This is a genomic window from Alcanivorax sp. (assembly GCF_017794965.1).
Classification (GTDB): Bacteria; Pseudomonadota; Gammaproteobacteria; order Pseudomonadales; family Alcanivoracaceae; genus Alcanivorax.
This window is the reverse complement of the sequence record NZ_CP051240.1, coordinates 1,558,699-1,573,589: the sequence shown is the minus strand read 5'-3', so window position 1 is coordinate 1,573,589 and position 14,891 is coordinate 1,558,699. Positions and strand designations below refer to the sequence as shown.

Here is a 14,891-nt window from a genome sequence, read left to right as displayed (position 1 = left end):
GTATACCCGACAGCAGAACGCGTGCGACAGCCGCTGATCAGTCAGCGCTGTCGTAGCAATAATCCAGCGCGTGCACGTAGTATTCCAGCCCCTTGAAAGCCGCCTTGTGAGCGCGCTCACGACTATCCTCATCCACACAGATCAACTTGATCAGCTCCATGGCTTCATGGGGGTGGTCGTCATCGTAGGATGCGTGGGCCCGCAACCAGGCCATGGAATGACGGTTAATGGTAGCAACCCCCTGCTCTTCATAGGCTTTCATGCCTTTCACCACACTCTGGCTCCACTCCCCGGTGGCCCATTCGATGGCCAGGTTGGTGGCGGCAATCCCCTCCTCCAGAGTGGCCTGGCGACCGATACTCCAGAGATAGTGATTGACGGCGTCCATGGCAGCAGGTGGATCGACAAATTCGAGATCATGCAGGGTCAGGCCAAACCCCATGGCCCAATCCTGGTACCAGTAGGCGTGGCGCTGTTCAATCTTGATGTTACCTATCAGCCAGTTCTTGGCCTCTTCATGTCCCGCATGGCGGCCGGGCCGGGTTTTCGCCAGATTCAGGCCCATGTACTTGGGGAAGTTCTCCACCAGCGGATAGAAGTTCAGCAGTGCAGAACGAAAACGTGCCAGGCTCAGTGCGCCGCTGCCCATTTCCATAAACAGCGGATGGTGAACCACTTTATCCTTGAGTGGCACCAAGTCGTCCCAGAACTGACGTGCCCAGGGGGAATGTTCAGTTAACTCCAGCGCTTTCTTGTAATTAGCGGCGCGCATAGTTGTTCTCCGTCACAACAGTCAATGAAGCAGACCAGCGCGTATCAGTACGCTAGTTCAATAATTTGTATAATCTATTTCGCAGGCGGCGTAAATGACGAATTCGCTTTCTGTCAGCGGCAACCGATGGATTATAGAGCGCCTGCTGGTACTGCAAGGCCCACTGCCGGGCCGCCTCCGCCGCATCTGGCCAATACCTGGCAATGCATTCTGCCAACTGCTGTGGACTCAACCCGGGTTCCAGTGTTACCCCCTGTTGACGCCCCACGCGTGCATGCAGGCGCCAGAATTCCCGCTCCATGGGGTTCTGGCGGTGGCCTTTGTCCTGCCGCAGCAAGACAATCATGTAGAGGGCGAGTAACAGGGTAATCCCGCCCAGTAGCGCCAGTGCAATGCGCATCGGACTGGCGGAGCCCAACAACTGACGAAGCAGGTTCCCCTGTGACTGGCTGTTGTAACCGAGAACCCAGGTCTGCCACTGAAAATCCACATAGTCGCCCCATTGCCTCAGTCGGCCCATCAGACCGGAATCGGCGAAGCTCTGCAGACCTTCCAGTGCACCGATATCGAATTCGCTGTCTGACAATGCCGCTCTCAGGCCATCTTCGATACGATCCGGTGCCACGGCGGCGGTGGGATCAACCCGGACCCAGCCTTGGCCCTCCAGCCAAACCTCGCTCCAGGCGTGAGCATCATACTGGCGAACCATCAGGTGGGAACCAAGCGCGTTGGGCTCGCCCCCCTGATACCCGGCCACCACACGGGCCGGGATCCCTGCCGCCCGCATCATGAAGGTGAAGCTGGAGGCATAATGTTCACAGAAGCCGCGACGGGTCACGAAAAGGAATTCATCGATGGGGTCAACAGGAAGCGGCGGTGGCTTGAGGGTGTAATAGAACGGTTGCTGACGAAAGAAGCGCAGCGCGGTCTGCACCACCTCAGCGCCGCTGCCCGCGTCCAGCTGCCACTGTTGCGCCAGCCCCCTGGCCCGTCTGCCCACCCCCTCATCCGGCAGGGAGAGCATCAACTCTCGTTCGCTTGGCTCCAGCGTAATCGAAGATGACAATGCCGGATAGCTGCTTACCCTGTAGCCAAAATTGTCGGCTACCGGCTCTCTGGCCACCAGACGAAGGTCACGGGCCAGCCCGGCCTCTCCCTGCTCCAGCACTGGCACCTTCATGGCAAACAACCATTGCCGTTGTGTGGGCTCCATGATCACCTGATAGCGGTATCCTTCGCCCCGCTCCGCGGCCATCAAGGACTGATACCAGCCTGGCGCCGCCTGGCCGGCTTCATAAAGGTAATCCTTGCGCTGCATCCCACGGGGCATGGCCTGCTGCCAGGTGCGGCCATCGAAATGGCTCAGGGTCAGCCCCCGCCAGTAGCGTTCGTGCTTGGGCGGCATCGCCCCATCGAAGGCAATCCGGAATGCGGGCTCGGAAGATTGCGACAATTCACTGATTTCTCCCGGAGCCATGCTGTCGGACATCCCGGTGCGGGCCTGACCGGAATCCAGACGCATGTTCCACAGTGGCGGCACCCGGGGAACCAGCACAAACAACACCAGCATGACCGGCACTGCCTGCAGGACCATGACCCCGCCTCGCCGCATGTGTCCCATGGGGCGAGCCCCGGTATCACTGTGGTTGATGCCCACCAGACAGGTGGTCAGCAACAGCATACAGAGCAGCACATAGCTGAAGATGCCCGGCCCGCGAGCAAACAGCAGCGCGGTGGCACAGACGAAGTACCCCAAAACGATCACCACATAGGCGTCACGCTGGCGCACCACTTCCAGAAACTTGAGCGCAAACAGGCTCACCAGCAAGGCGACCCCCGCTTCGGGGCCGTATATCCGGCCGAAGGTAAACCAGGTCAGCCCCACCACCCCGACCATCAACGCGCCCCGTAGCAGCTTGCCGGTTACCCGGATTCGCTGCCGGTCAGCCAGTGCCCTAAGCACCAGCACCAACACCAGCAGGCCCGCCTGCCAGGCAGGGCCACGAATCAGCTGCGGCAGTGAACAAGCGATCACCGTCAGGACAAGCCAGAAGCGCGTGTGAGTGGGAACCTGATAGACCCGCATTAGCCAAACTCCGGCCAGGCGGCCAACGCATCCAGCGCTCGCAGCCGGTGGGTATCGCCGGTATCCGGCGGCAGAGTAAGACCGGGCAACTTCATGCCATAGGGCTGTTGTTTCTTGTCCAACACCAACACCCAGTAACAAAGGATCGACAGTCGCTGCTCCGCAGGCCGCCCCTCCAGCAGGTCCCAGTCCAGCCACAGCCTGCCACCGGCAGGCTCTTCGAATAACTTGGTGTTCAGTCCACTGCCGCGGGCAAATCCCTTCCAGTCGATGCGCCGCAGTGAATCGCCAGCCACATAGGCACGCAGCCCTTGAAACTCTTCATTTCCGGCCTTCCCCGCCGGCGCAGACTGGGTCACTTCGCTGCCCCCGTCAGCCGGACACTCACGGCTTTCCTGAGGCGATGGCCAGGCCAGGCAGTAATGATCCAGACTGACATAAGACCAGGTGCGTAACAGGCCCAGGGGGAAATAGCTTTCCACTTTCATACGGGGAGCGAGAACGCGCCCTCGGCGAGGCAGGTCCAGGTTAAGCCACAGAGCGCTTTCTTCTCCTGCCGGAACGGTAATCTGCTGCGGCGGCTGCCCTTCCCACTTGAGCCAAATGCAGTAATGGTCACGGCGCTCGCTGAACAGCGTCACGCCTAATGCGCCATGCTCGCCAGCGAAGCCGGAATCGCTGCCACCATTGCGCACACCCAGCCCGGAGAGATTCCGGTAGGTGTGCAAAATAGCGACAAGAAACAGGCTGGCCAGCAGAAAACTGAGTGACAGGATCAGATTGTTCTCGTAGTTGATGCCACCAATGAACAACAGGCTGGCAACGCCCATATAAAAGAAACCGTAACCGGTAGGAAAGATGAAGATGCGTCGCTGGTTCAGTATCACCAATGGGGCGCGCGGCAATCTGCGCGCTAACCAGCGCTGATAGAGATTCCGGATGGGAGCCGGCAAGCGCATTGGCTAGCGCCGTACCACCGGCACGGATTGCAGCAACGACTGGGTCATGGCTGCCACACTTCCGCCCTGTCGGGCACTCAAGCGATGCTCTGCCACTGCTGCCCACACCGCCTGAATATCTTCCGGGAGTACATAATCACGGTTGCCAATCAGCGCCCAGGCACGGGCAGCCTTGAGCAAGCCCAAGCCCGCCCGGGGAGAAAGCCCGGCCACAAAACGATCGTCGGTGCGAGTGGCTTCGAGCAATCGCTGCACATAGTCCAGCAACTCATGGCTGGCGCGAACCTTGTCGACCATACCACTGAGTTTTATCAGCCCCTCGCTGCTGATTACCGGCTTCAGGTTGCGGGCCTGTTCACGCAGATCCCCACCAGCCAACAAGTTCAGCTCCACCTCCGGGGCGGGATAGCCCAGGGAGATCCGCATCAGGAAGCGGTCCAACTGGGACTCCGGCAACACGAAGGTGCCGGCCTGATCAGAGGGGTTCTGGGTAGCCACCACAAAGAAGGGCCTGGGAAGCGGCCGGGTCACCCCGTCCAGGGTGACCTGTCGCTCTTCCATGGCTTCCAGCAATGCCCCCTGGGTCTTGGGCGTGGCACGGTTGATCTCGTCAGCCAGTAACAGCTGGGTAAAGACCGGGCCCTCACGGAGGGTGAAATTCTGGGTATTGGGATCAAAAACGGAAACGCCGAGAATATCCGCTGGCAACATGTCACTGGTGAACTGCACACGGCGGTATTGCAACTGGAATACCCTTGCCAGCGCATGGGCCAGTGTGGTCTTGCCCATGCCGGGCAGATCTTCAATCAGCAGGTGCCCATTGGCCATCAGGCAGGTCAGTGCCAGCTTAAGCTGGTCTTCCTTGCCGAGAACCACTTTCCCGACTTCAGCAAGAGCATTTGTCAGTGCCTGCATGCGATCCCTTTTGTACGGTTTATTGTTATGAGGTCAGCGTAGCTGTCAGACGGTAAAGACCCTGTCAGTTACTGGCAAGCGCGTTGAGACCGCGGGCCAGGTCCGCTTTGAGGTCTTTGACTGACTCCAGCCCCACGGCCAGCCGGATCAGATTTTCCGTCACACCGGCACGACGCTTTTCCTCCTCGGCCACCCGCCCATGGGTGGTGGACGCTGGATGGGTCACGGTAGTTTTCACATCCCCCAGATTGGCGGTAATGGAAATCAGTCGGGTGGCATCAATAAACCGCCATGCGGCCTGTCGGTCGCGGTTGCCTGCAGCATCTTCAACCTCGATGGACATGACCGCACCGAAAGCGGATTGTTGCTTGTCGGCCAACGAATGCTGGGGGTGGGAAGACAACCCGGCATAATGAACCTTGACGATACCTGGCTGGGTTTCCAGCCACTGGGCCAATTCCAGCGTACGGGCACTCTGGGCCTCCATGCGAAGACTCAGGGTTTCCAGGCCCTTGAGAAAGACCCAGGCGTTGAACGGGCTCATGCAGGCTCCCGCAGAACGCACGAAGCCCAACACCTCATCCATTTGCGCCTTTGGCCCTACAACCGCGCCACCAAGACAACGGCCCTGACCATCCAGGTACTTGGTCGCACTGTGAATGATAATGTCTGCGCCCATTTCCAACGGCTTTTGCAGCGCCGGTGTACAGAAGCAATTATCCACCACCAGCAAGGCATCATTGTCATGGGCCAGCTCGGCCAACGCGGCAATATCGCCGATCTCGGAGAGCGGGTTGGAAGGCGTTTCCAGGAAAAGGATCTTTGTCTCCGGGCGGATAGCATCCTGCCACGCAGACACATCCTTGAGATCAACCATGGTGGACTCGATACCGAACTTCTTCAGGTAACGGTCAAAGATCACATTGGTCGTGCCGAACACACTGCGTGAGCTGAGCACATGGTCACCGGGCGACAACAGTGAGAAGAAGGTGCCGCTGATGGCGGCCATCCCGGAGGCAAACGCCACGCACGCTTCCCCGCCCTCCAGTGCGGCCAGACGCTGTTCGAAGGCACGCACAGTGGGATTGGTAAAGCGGGAGTAGATATTACCCGGCTCTTCCCCGCCAAAACGGGCGGCTGCCTGGGCGGCGCTTTCATAGACGAAACTGGATGTCAGGAAAATCGGATCCGAATGAGCCATTTCATCCGTGCGCAATTGCGCCGTCCGAATGGCAAGGGTTTCCACATCAAACTCGTTCGGATCCAGTTCCTTCATTAGTACGCCTCATGCTTCACGCAACACGCGCTTATAAGTCTATGATGGTGGCACTTCACTGCACGCGAACCTGCTCAATCCGCTGAATCGCGGTGAGAGAACGGCAGGATCAACAAAGCCCTGTCGCGTTGTTGCGTGAAGCGTGGTGCCTGTTGCGTCAGTTAGTATTGTGCAGATCGATAATTTCGTTGTCGGCCAGGGCCTGCTTCTTTTCCGACGAGCCCTTGGCATCATCGTTGCGCCGGGCCTCCAGCTCAGACAGATAGTCCAGCGTGATATTGCCTGCCAGATACTCCCCATTGAACACGGAACAATCGAAAGACGCCACATCGGGGTTGCCTTCACGACAGGTATCCACCAGGTCGTCCAGGTCCTGATAGATAAGCCGGTCTGCACCGATCAAGGTGCAGATATCCTCAGTGGTGCGGTCATGGGCGATCAGTTCCCCGGCAGCCGGCATATCGATGCCATACACATTGGGATACTTCACCGCCGGTGCCGCCGACGCGAAATACACGTTACGGGCTCCGGCCTCACGGGCCATCTGAATGATCTCGTTACAGGTGGTACCACGCACGATGGAGTCATCCACCAACAATACATTCTTGCCCTGGAATTCCAGCTCGATGGGGTTGAGCTTCTGGCGGACGGACTTCTTCCGCTGTTGCTGGCCCGGCATGATGAAGGTCCGGCCGATATAGCGGTTTTTGATGAAGCCCTCACGGAATTTCACCCCCAGGTGGTTGGCCATCTGCAGCGCTGATGTGCGACTGGTATCCGGGATCGGAATAACCACGTCAATGTCGTGATCCGGCCACTCACGCTCCACTTTTTCCGCCAGTTTTTCCCCCATCCGCAAACGGGCCTTGTAAACGGAAATGCCATCGATGATGGAATCGGGACGCGCCAGATAGACCTGCTCGAAAATACACGGGTGCAGGCTGGGGCTTTCCGCGCACTGGCGAGTGCACATTTCACCTTCAGCAGTAATATAGATCGCTTCACCCGGTGCCAGGTCCCGAACCAGGTGGAAGCCCAGTGAGGACAGCGCAACTGACTCCGACGCCACCATGTACTCCGGGCCCTGCGGGGTGTCCTTGCGACCGAAACAAACCGGGCGGATACCGTGGGGGTCACGGAAGGCGAGAATGCCATAACCGGTAATCATGGCGACAACCGCATAAGCGCCTTCAACCCGTTTGTGGACCGCAGCTACTGCATCGAAAATATCATCCGCTTCAGGCTGAAGCTTGCCACGGCTCTGAAGTTCATGCGCGAATACATTGAGCAGCACTTCAGAGTCAGAGTTGGTATTGATGTGGCGCAGGTCTGCCCGGAAAATGTGCTCGGCCAGTTCTTCCGCGTTGGTCAGGTTACCGTTGTGGGCAAGGGTAATCCCGTACGGAGAGTTCACATAAAACGGCTGCGCCTCCGCGGAGCTGGAGCTGCCAGCGGTAGGATAACGCACATGGCCAATGCCCATATTGCCGACCAGACGACGCATGTGACGAGTGCGAAATACATCACGCACCATACCATTGTCCTTGCGCAGATAGAGTCGGTCTCCATCGCAGGTAACAATACCCGCAGCGTCCTGGCCGCGATGCTGCAGAACGGTCAAGGCATCATAGATCCCCTGATTCACATAGCTATGGCCGACAATGCCCACAATGCCGCACATGGTTCTTTCCTCTAGCTGCCGCTTACATTCATAACAAAGGAGAGCAAGCTCTCACCCATTTCCCGGGTCCAGGTTTCCATCATCACAAGATGAGGAACCAGAACGGATTCCTGCCACCACCTGTCAGCGGCGAATATCTGACGGCCCAGCGCCACCAGCACTACCATAAGCAAAATACCGCGCAATGCGCCAAACACCATACCCAACAGACGATCGGTACTGCTTAGCCCCGTCACCCGAATCAATTCGCCGAGCAGGTGATTGATCAAGGCTCCGACAATCAAAGTCAGGGCAAACAGGGAACCGAAGGCAACGATGAAACGCAGGCTGGGAGTACTGATCTGGTTTTCCAGCACCAGTTCAAAGGCCGGGCTGAACAGGCGCGCGATGATAAAGGCCGCCACCCAGGTGAGCAATGAAAAGGCTTCGCGAGTAAAGCCCCGGCGCACACTCAGCAGTGCAGAGATTGCAATTAGGACCAGAATGATGCCGTCAGCCAGATTCATTAAAAACGTGCTCTCGCGGGCAATATGCGCTTGAGTGGATGGTGTCGCCCCCGGCACGCGAAGCCATGCCGGGGGCGACTGAATTCAGACGGCGAAGTTTATCAGAGGCTGTCTGGCGATGCATGCCGAAACAGAGGGGACAGGAAAGCCGCTGATCTGCCCGGGCAGGGAAAATGCTCGCCACCTTCGCTGGAGAAGGCACCGTTGCGCGTGTCGCGGTGACAGGGACTGTTACTCTGCAAAAAACACGGCGTTACCCGGCAATGCCCCGGGGTCACGGCGCATAAATGCGCACCAGCCCATCCAGCTTGAAACGGGAATCGTTCGCGAGTCGCTCTCGGGTCTGCTCAGCATCTTCCTTACGAATCTCCGGACCGACCATGACCCGGTGCAACAGCTTGCCGTCACGGCTCTCGGTCTCGGTATAGGCACGAAACCCGGCGTCCTTGAGGCGCTTGACCAGGTTCACTGCGCTGTCGGGGTTACTGAAACTGCCTACCTGAACAATGAATCCGGCAAGCACCGGATCATCCTCTGCACTCAGCGCCGGCGCCGGAGGCGTGGAGAGGGTCTCAAGGACCGGTTCGCTCTGACGGGACTTGTCATCATCCGCTAGCGCAGTGCCGGGCTGCGAGGCAGAGGCCCGCACCTGCTCATGGTCGGATTCGATACGTTCAGCCGCAGCTTGCTCCACCTCTTCACTGACCACGGGCTCAACGGATACCGCCTGATAATCCGGGGCGGGGGGAATTTCCATATTCAGTGCAGTGCGGATCTGGGCGGGGGTGCGGAACACCAGGGGGGACAGCACCGCAGCCAGTATCAGCAGCAAGGCGGCGCCAATCAGGCGCTGTCGTGTCTGTTTATTCACTGCCCTGCTCCTCCACAGCCTGCCAGGCTTCTGCCACCGTATAGAACGACCCGAAGACTACCACCTGATCGCCGGGATTGGCAGCGTCCAGCGCACAGCGCATGGCATCTGCAACAGATTCACAACGCTGGTAACGGGCAGCCTCAGGCAGGGCTGCGACAAGCTGCTGAGGCGCTGCCGCTCGCGCCATCTGCGGCGCACACAGGTACCAGCTGGCAGCGTCACAAGCAAACTCGGCGGCTACCGCCTTTACCGGCTTATCTGCCATCATCCCGAATACCAGATGTCGAACACCCTCACACCTTGGCAACAAAGCCCGAAAGCGGGATACCGCCGCCAGGTTGTGTCCCACATCAAACCAGCAATCGACACCCTGCAGGCGCTGATGCTCGCAACGCCCCATCAAGGTCAGCTGTGCCGCAGCTTCCACAGCAGCTGCGCTGACGGGTACATCAGCCAGCATCAGTGCCTGACAGGCCGTCGCCAGATTGTCAGCCCCCAGGGTGACGCTGTCCGGACAGGGCAAGCTGGTGCCGTCGGCAAAACACAGTCTCCCCTCCCCGGGCAACGCTGAAAAATCGCGGCCGGCAAACACGTCCAGGACCCCTCGGGAAGCCGCTTCCGACGCCAGATTGTCAGGCCAGTCCTGTTCACCGAACACCAGCGGGCGCTGGGCACGGGCAATACCACATTTCTCAGCACAAATAGCCTCACGGGTATTCCCCAGCCAGTCCTGGTGATCCAACCCCACCGAGGTTACGACAGCCACATCCGGGTCCACCACATTCACCGCATCAAGACGACCGCCCAGGCCCACCTCAAGCAACACCAGATCCGCTCCGCTGCCTGCAAACAGCCACAATGCTGCCAGCGTGGTGAACTCGAAATAGGTCAACGGGGTATCACCGCGGGCCGTTTCCACCTTTTCAAAGGCCTCGCAGATGGCCGCATCGCTGGCGAGCCCGTCAGGCAGCCGGATCCGTTCGTTGAATTCCAGCAGATGGGGAGAGGTATAAACGCAGACCTTGCGCCCCGCATGGCAGGCCAGCTCAGTCATCAATCGCAGGGTGGAGCCTTTGCCGTTGGTCCCCGCCACGGTGATAACGGGGATCGGCAAGGTGCTGACGGCAAGACGTTCAGCCACGGTGCGCAACCGATCGAGACCCAGTTCGATCTCGGCCGGATGCATGGCTTCTATCCGGGTGAGCCAGGCGGCAAGGGCTGCCGCGTGGTCAATCTGCCTCATTCACTTCCAGTGGCCAGGCCAGCATGTTGGCAAGCAAGCGGTGCAGGGTGTCGCGCATCTCATGACGGGAAACGATCATGTCGATGGCGCCATGCTCGAGAAGAAACTCGCTGCGCTGAAACCCTTCAGGCAACTTCTGGCGTACGGTCTGCTCAATGACCCGGGGGCCGGCAAAGCCGATCAGCGCATTGGGCTCAGCCACGTTCACATCACCCAGCATGGCCAGTGACGCAGAGACCCCGCCGTAAACCGGATCTGTGAGAACCGAGATGAACGGCAGCCCGGCCTGACGCAACTTCTCCAGTGCGGCGGAGGTCTTGGCCATCTGCATCAGGGAGAACAGCGCTTCCTGCATACGGGCACCACCACTGGCCGCAAAGCAAACCAGCGGCAACTTGTGCTCAAGGCACACATTCACTGCCCGCACAAAGCGTTCACCCACGACAGAGCCCATGGAGCCCCCCATGAAGTTGAACTCAAAGGCAACCGCGACCAACGCCTCGCCCTTGAGTTTGCCCTTCATGGCGATCAGGGCATCCTTCTCTTCCGTGCTCTTCTGTGCAGCAACCAGGCGATCCTTGTACTTCTTGGAGTCCTTGAACTTGAGGCGGTCCACCGGGGCAAGACTGGTGCCGATCTCGGTCAGCGACCCTTCATCCAGGAACATCTTCAAACGCTTGCGGGCACCGATGCGCATGTGATGATCGCACTTCGGGCACACATCCAGATTGCGGTCCAACTCCGGCTTGTACATGACCCCGTCGCAACGTGGACACTTGCGCCACAGACCCTCAGGAATGTTGGTCTTGCGGGTTTCCTGGGGGCGCCGTACGGCGGGTAGGATTTTCTCCAGCCAGTTGCTGCTGCTCATGCAAAGGTCCTTACGTGTCCATGGCGTTGCGCATGGCGGACAGAATGTCGCTGATGGCACTGTTGATGGCAGCAGGGTCATTCTGGTGCTTGTCTACCTGATTCACCAGAGCACTGCCCACCACAACGCCATCTGCTACCCGGCTGACCGCCTGTGCAGATTCAGCGTCTTTGATACCAAAGCCAACGCCAATGGGCAATTTGGCAAGTTTGCGAATTGTTTCAACGCGCCCGGCCACTTCGTCCACATTCAGGGTGGCGGAGCCCGTTACCCCTTTGAGAGAAACGTAGTACAGGTAACCTGAGCCCGCCTCGCCAATCAGCTTGATCCGCTCATCCGACGTGGTCGGTGCCACCAGGAAGATCAGGTCAAGCCCCTGTGCATCCATCACCGGCTTCACCTCCAGCGCCTCCTCAGGGGGCAGGTCCACCAACAGCACACCGTCAACGCCCGCCTCCGCCGCCGCCTTGGCGAACGCCTCATACCCCATCACTTCCACCGGGTTCAGGTAACCCATTAGCACCACCGGTGTGTCCGTATTGGTTTCCCGGAATTGCTTGACCATATTCAGCACATCACGGGTGGAGGTGCCATGGACCAGGGCTCGTTCACAGGCCTGCTGGATGACCGGACCATCCGCCATGGGGTCGGAGAACGGCACCCCCAGCTCGATGATATCGGCCCCCGCCTCGACCATGGCATGCATCAGCGGCACGGTGACATCCTTGCTGGAGTCGCCGGCGGTAACATAAGGAATCAGCGCCTTGCGGTTCTTTTCTGACAGGCTGGCGAAACAGTTTTCGATACGACTCATTAACGATAACTCCTTAAAACTCGATACCGTCAATGGCGGCAACGGTGAGAATATCCTTGTCACCACGGCCAGACAGGTTGACCACAATGTTCTGATCAGGGCTCATGGTCTTGGCCAGCTTGCGTGCATAGGCGAGCGCGTGAGAAGACTCCAGCGCAGGCATAATGCCTTCAACCTGGGTCAGCTCACGAAACGCAGCCAGGGACTCGTTATCATCGGCAGCCACGTACTGCACCCGACCAACATCCTTTAGCCAGGCATGCTCAGGACCCACCCCCGGATAATCCAGGCCGGCAGACACCGAGTGGGTCTCGATAATCTGGCCATTGTCATCTTCCATCAGGTAGGTGCGGTTGCCATGCAGCACACCGGGGCGTCCTGCGGAAAGTGGCGCTGCATGACGGCCGGTCTCGATGCCATCGCCCGCTGCTTCCACGCCGTACATGGCCACGGATTCATCGTTCAGGAACGGATGAAAAAGGCCAATGGCATTGGAACCGCCACCCACACAGGCCACCAGCGCATCCGGCAGCTGGCCGGCCTGCTTGAGGCTCTGCTCACGGGCTTCACGGCCAATGATGCACTGGAAATCACGCACCAGCTGCGGGTACGGGTGCGGCCCCGCAACAGTACCAATGATGTAGAAGGTATCATCCACATTGGTCACCCAGTCACGCATGGCCTCGTTCATGGCGTCCTTGAGCGTTCTGGAACCGGAGGTCACCGGAATCACTTCGGCCCCCAGCAACTTCATGCGGTAGACGTTGAGCTTCTGGCGCTCCACATCCTCGGCACCCATGTACACCTGGCACTTGAGCCCCAGACGGGCAGCCACGGTGGCAGTGGCCACACCATGCTGGCCGGCACCGGTCTCTGCGATCACACGGGGCTTGCCCATATGCTTGGCCAGCAACGCCTGGCCAATGGTGTTGTTCACCTTGTGGGCACCGGTATGGTTCAGATCTTCACGCTTGAGCCAGATCTTTGCGCCACCGATCTGCTTGGACCATCGCTCCGCCAGATACAGGGGTGACGGGCGGCCCACATAATGGGCCAGGTCATAGTCGAAATCCGCGCGGAATTGCGGATCGTCCTTGAGACGCTCGTACATGGCCTTGAGTTCATCCAGAGCCCCCATCAGGGTCTCGGAGACAAAGCAGCCACCAAACTGGCCGAAATGGCCACGTGCGTCAGGAAAAGCAGAAAAATCAGGGCGTTCAGACACCAGCTACTCCTCGTTATTTGACACTGTTGATAAAGGCGCGAATCTTCGCAGCATCCTTGATGCCACCCTGGCGGCCCTGAAGCGTATCCAGCTCAACACCACCACTCACATCCACCGCCCACGGCCGAACCTGTGTCACGGCCTCAGCCACATTGCCCGCGTGCAGGCCACCTGCCAGCACCAGCGGAAGGGACAGGTCATCAGGCAACCGGCCCCAGTTAAACGTTTCTCCTGTACCACCGGGCACACCCGGCACATAGCTGTCCACCAGCAGGCCGGCGGCACGGTGATACTGGCGAGCACAGGCATAAAGATCCACATCGTCTTTCATGCGTACGGCCTTGATCCAGTTGCGGCCATGGCCTTCGCACTGCGCCGGGGATTCATCACCGTGAAATTGCAGCAGATCCAGTGGCACGGTTTCCAGTATCTCCGCGATCTCGGCCCGCCCGGCATTAACAAACAGGCCTACCGTGGTCACAAACGGTGGCAGTGCCGCGCAGATCTCGGCAGCTACCTTGCGGGTAACAAAGCGAGGGCTGCGTGAATAGAACACCAGCCCGATAGCATCTACCCCAGCGAGGGCAGCGGATAGTGCATCCTCGACGCGGGTAATGCCACAAATCTTGACCCGCGGAACGCTCGGAAGGGTCTGCTGACGGTTCATGCTCGCCTCTGTCACCGGTGATGTATCCTGATAAACGGTACTGCATCATCCCGGACCGCGGTCCACATTTGCGGCCAGGTTACCTCTGTCCCACCCCGAGGGTCTGACAGCGCCTGAAACTCGCCGTATCAGGCTGACACGAAGCGCTGTAGTGTAGCAAATCCAGCGCCTAAACGGGTGAATTATGGTGCTTAACCCGCATCAAGGCGGTCAGGCAGCCAGAGCGGTCCCAGCGGCTCCTTCGGCAAGGAGAATTCCTCTGGGTATTCAATCTCTACGAGATACAGGCCGTAGGGATGGGCCGTGGCCGCACCGACCCGGCGGTCTTTGGCAGCAAGCACCTCGGCCGCCCATTGCGGTGATTGTTTGCCCGCACCAATAGTCATTAAAACCCCTGCCATATTACGCACCATATGCATCAGAAATGCGTTAGCGTGGGCCTCAATGACAATCACTTTGCCATGCTCATACAGCTTCAGGCTGTGCAGGGTCTTGTGTGGCGACTTGGCCTGGCAATGCACGCTGCGGTAAGAGGTAAAGTCATGACTGCCTTCAAGCAGATTCGCTGCGGCGCGCATGGCTTCAATGTTCAACGGGCGGTGGTTCCAGGTCACCTGGTTGCGATACAGGGCTGGCGGCCTGGAATGGTTGTAGATCACATACCGGTAGCGACGACTCATTGCCGAAAAACGGGCATGAAAATCATCACTGACCGGCGTAGCCCAGCGAATGGTGATGTCATAGGGCAGATTGGTATTTCCACCCATGATCCAGCTTTTCATTTCCCGCGGGGCATCCGAATCAAAGTGCACCACCTGCCCGGTACCATGCACCCCGGCATCCGTACGCCCCGCGCACACCACTGCAACAGGATGGTTTGCCACCTTTGAAAGCGCCATCTCCAGGCATTCCTGCACGGTGCGCACCCCATCCTGCTGTGTCTGCCAGCCACGAAAATCGGTGCCGTCGTACTCGATACCCAGGGCAATTCTAGTCATTTCA

The 14,891-nt window shown here is 59.0% G+C and carries 14 protein-coding genes; all 14 read right to left on the bottom strand.

The genetic code is table 11. The features are described from left to right. Nucleotides 1-37: 37 nt before the first annotated feature. Nucleotides 38-772, bottom strand: a complete 735-nt coding sequence (locus HF945_RS06995; protein ID WP_290525026.1) for an iron-containing redox enzyme family protein — start codon at nt 770-772, stop codon at nt 38-40. A 52-nt stretch (nt 773-824) separates the two neighbouring features. Continuing rightward, nucleotides 825-2,858, bottom strand: a complete 2,034-nt coding sequence (locus HF945_RS06990) for a DUF3488 and transglutaminase-like domain-containing protein (protein ID WP_290525025.1) — start codon at nt 2,856-2,858, stop codon at nt 825-827. After that, nucleotides 2,858-3,745, bottom strand: coding sequence for a DUF58 domain-containing protein (locus tag HF945_RS06985; protein ID WP_290525398.1), 888 nt, complete (start codon nt 3,743-3,745; stop codon nt 2,858-2,860). The genes HF945_RS06990 and HF945_RS06985 overlap by 1 nt, the downstream gene beginning before the upstream one ends. Before the next feature lie 75 nt (nt 3,746-3,820). Next, complete coding sequence (locus HF945_RS06980) at nt 3,821-4,732, bottom strand: MoxR family ATPase (protein ID WP_290525024.1); 912 nt, start codon at nt 4,730-4,732, stop codon at nt 3,821-3,823. Between the two features lie 64 nt (nt 4,733-4,796). Then, entirely contained in the window at nt 4,797-6,008 is a 1,212-nt protein-coding gene (locus tag HF945_RS06975; RefSeq protein WP_290525023.1) for an O-succinylhomoserine sulfhydrylase, read from the bottom strand. 157 nt (nt 6,009-6,165) lie between these two features. Continuing rightward, nucleotides 6,166-7,689: an amidophosphoribosyltransferase gene (gene purF / locus HF945_RS06970; protein ID WP_290525022.1), complete on the bottom strand. Its 1,524-nt coding sequence runs from the start codon at nt 7,687-7,689 to the stop codon at nt 6,166-6,168. 11 nt (nt 7,690-7,700) lie between these two features. Beyond that, nucleotides 7,701-8,195: a CvpA family protein gene (locus HF945_RS06965; RefSeq protein ID WP_290525021.1), complete on the bottom strand. Its 495-nt coding sequence runs from the start codon at nt 8,193-8,195 to the stop codon at nt 7,701-7,703. 274 nt (nt 8,196-8,469) lie between these two features. Continuing rightward, entirely contained in the window at nt 8,470-9,066 is a 597-nt protein-coding gene (locus HF945_RS06960) for an SPOR domain-containing protein (protein WP_290525020.1), read from the bottom strand. After that, nucleotides 9,059-10,312, bottom strand: a complete 1,254-nt coding sequence (locus tag HF945_RS06955) for a Mur ligase family protein (RefSeq protein WP_290525019.1) — start codon at nt 10,310-10,312, stop codon at nt 9,059-9,061. The genes HF945_RS06960 and HF945_RS06955 overlap by 8 nt, the downstream gene beginning before the upstream one ends. Then, nucleotides 10,299-11,183: an acetyl-CoA carboxylase, carboxyltransferase subunit beta gene (gene accD / locus HF945_RS06950; protein ID WP_290525018.1), complete on the bottom strand. Its 885-nt coding sequence runs from the start codon at nt 11,181-11,183 to the stop codon at nt 10,299-10,301. Before accD ends, HF945_RS06955 begins: the two co-directional genes overlap by 14 nt. A gap of 10 nt (nt 11,184-11,193) precedes the next feature. Continuing rightward, nucleotides 11,194-11,997 (bottom strand): tryptophan synthase subunit alpha, encoded by an 804-nt coding sequence (gene trpA / locus HF945_RS06945; protein WP_290525017.1) that lies wholly within the window; start codon nt 11,995-11,997, stop codon nt 11,194-11,196. 13 nt (nt 11,998-12,010) lie between these two features. Beyond that, nucleotides 12,011-13,222 (bottom strand): tryptophan synthase subunit beta, encoded by a 1,212-nt coding sequence (gene trpB, locus HF945_RS06940; protein WP_290525016.1) that lies wholly within the window; start codon nt 13,220-13,222, stop codon nt 12,011-12,013. 13 nt (nt 13,223-13,235) lie between these two features. After that, nucleotides 13,236-13,889, bottom strand: coding sequence for a phosphoribosylanthranilate isomerase (locus HF945_RS06935; RefSeq protein WP_290525015.1), 654 nt, complete (start codon nt 13,887-13,889; stop codon nt 13,236-13,238). Between the two features lie 191 nt (nt 13,890-14,080). Then, the gene (gene truA / locus HF945_RS06930; protein ID WP_290525014.1) at nt 14,081-14,887 is read right to left on the bottom strand and encodes a tRNA pseudouridine(38-40) synthase TruA; all 807 of its coding nucleotides are present in this window, start codon (nt 14,885-14,887) and stop codon (nt 14,081-14,083) included. Between the last annotated feature and the right edge of the window lie 4 nt (nt 14,888-14,891).

Bases quoted from the DNA above. Each gene is read 5' to 3' on its own strand.
- HF945_RS06955 (WP_290525019.1), bottom strand. From the start codon at position 10,312: ATGAGGCAGATTGACCACGCGGCAGCCCTTGCCGCCTGGCTCACCCGG.
- HF945_RS06965 (WP_290525021.1), bottom strand. From the start codon at position 8,195: ATGAATCTGGCTGACGGCATCATTCTGGTCCTAATTGCAATCTCTGCA.
- HF945_RS06975 (WP_290525023.1), bottom strand. From the start codon at position 6,008: ATGAAGGAACTGGATCCGAACGAGTTTGATGTGGAAACCCTTGCCATT.
- purF (WP_290525022.1), bottom strand. From the start codon at position 7,689: ATGTGCGGCATTGTGGGCATTGTCGGCCATAGCTATGTGAATCAGGGG.
- HF945_RS06980 (WP_290525024.1), bottom strand. From the start codon at position 4,732: ATGCAGGCACTGACAAATGCTCTTGCTGAAGTCGGGAAAGTGGTTCTC.
- HF945_RS06995 (WP_290525026.1), bottom strand. From the start codon at position 772: ATGCGCGCCGCTAATTACAAGAAAGCGCTGGAGTTAACTGAACATTCC.
- truA (WP_290525014.1), bottom strand. From the start codon at position 14,887: ATGACTAGAATTGCCCTGGGTATCGAGTACGACGGCACCGATTTTCGT.
- HF945_RS06935 (WP_290525015.1), bottom strand. From the start codon at position 13,889: ATGAACCGTCAGCAGACCCTTCCGAGCGTTCCGCGGGTCAAGATTTGT.
- HF945_RS06990 (WP_290525025.1), bottom strand. From the start codon at position 2,858: ATGCGGGTCTATCAGGTTCCCACTCACACGCGCTTCTGGCTTGTCCTG.
- trpA (WP_290525017.1), bottom strand. From the start codon at position 11,997: ATGAGTCGTATCGAAAACTGTTTCGCCAGCCTGTCAGAAAAGAACCGC.
- accD (WP_290525018.1), bottom strand. From the start codon at position 11,183: ATGAGCAGCAGCAACTGGCTGGAGAAAATCCTACCCGCCGTACGGCGC.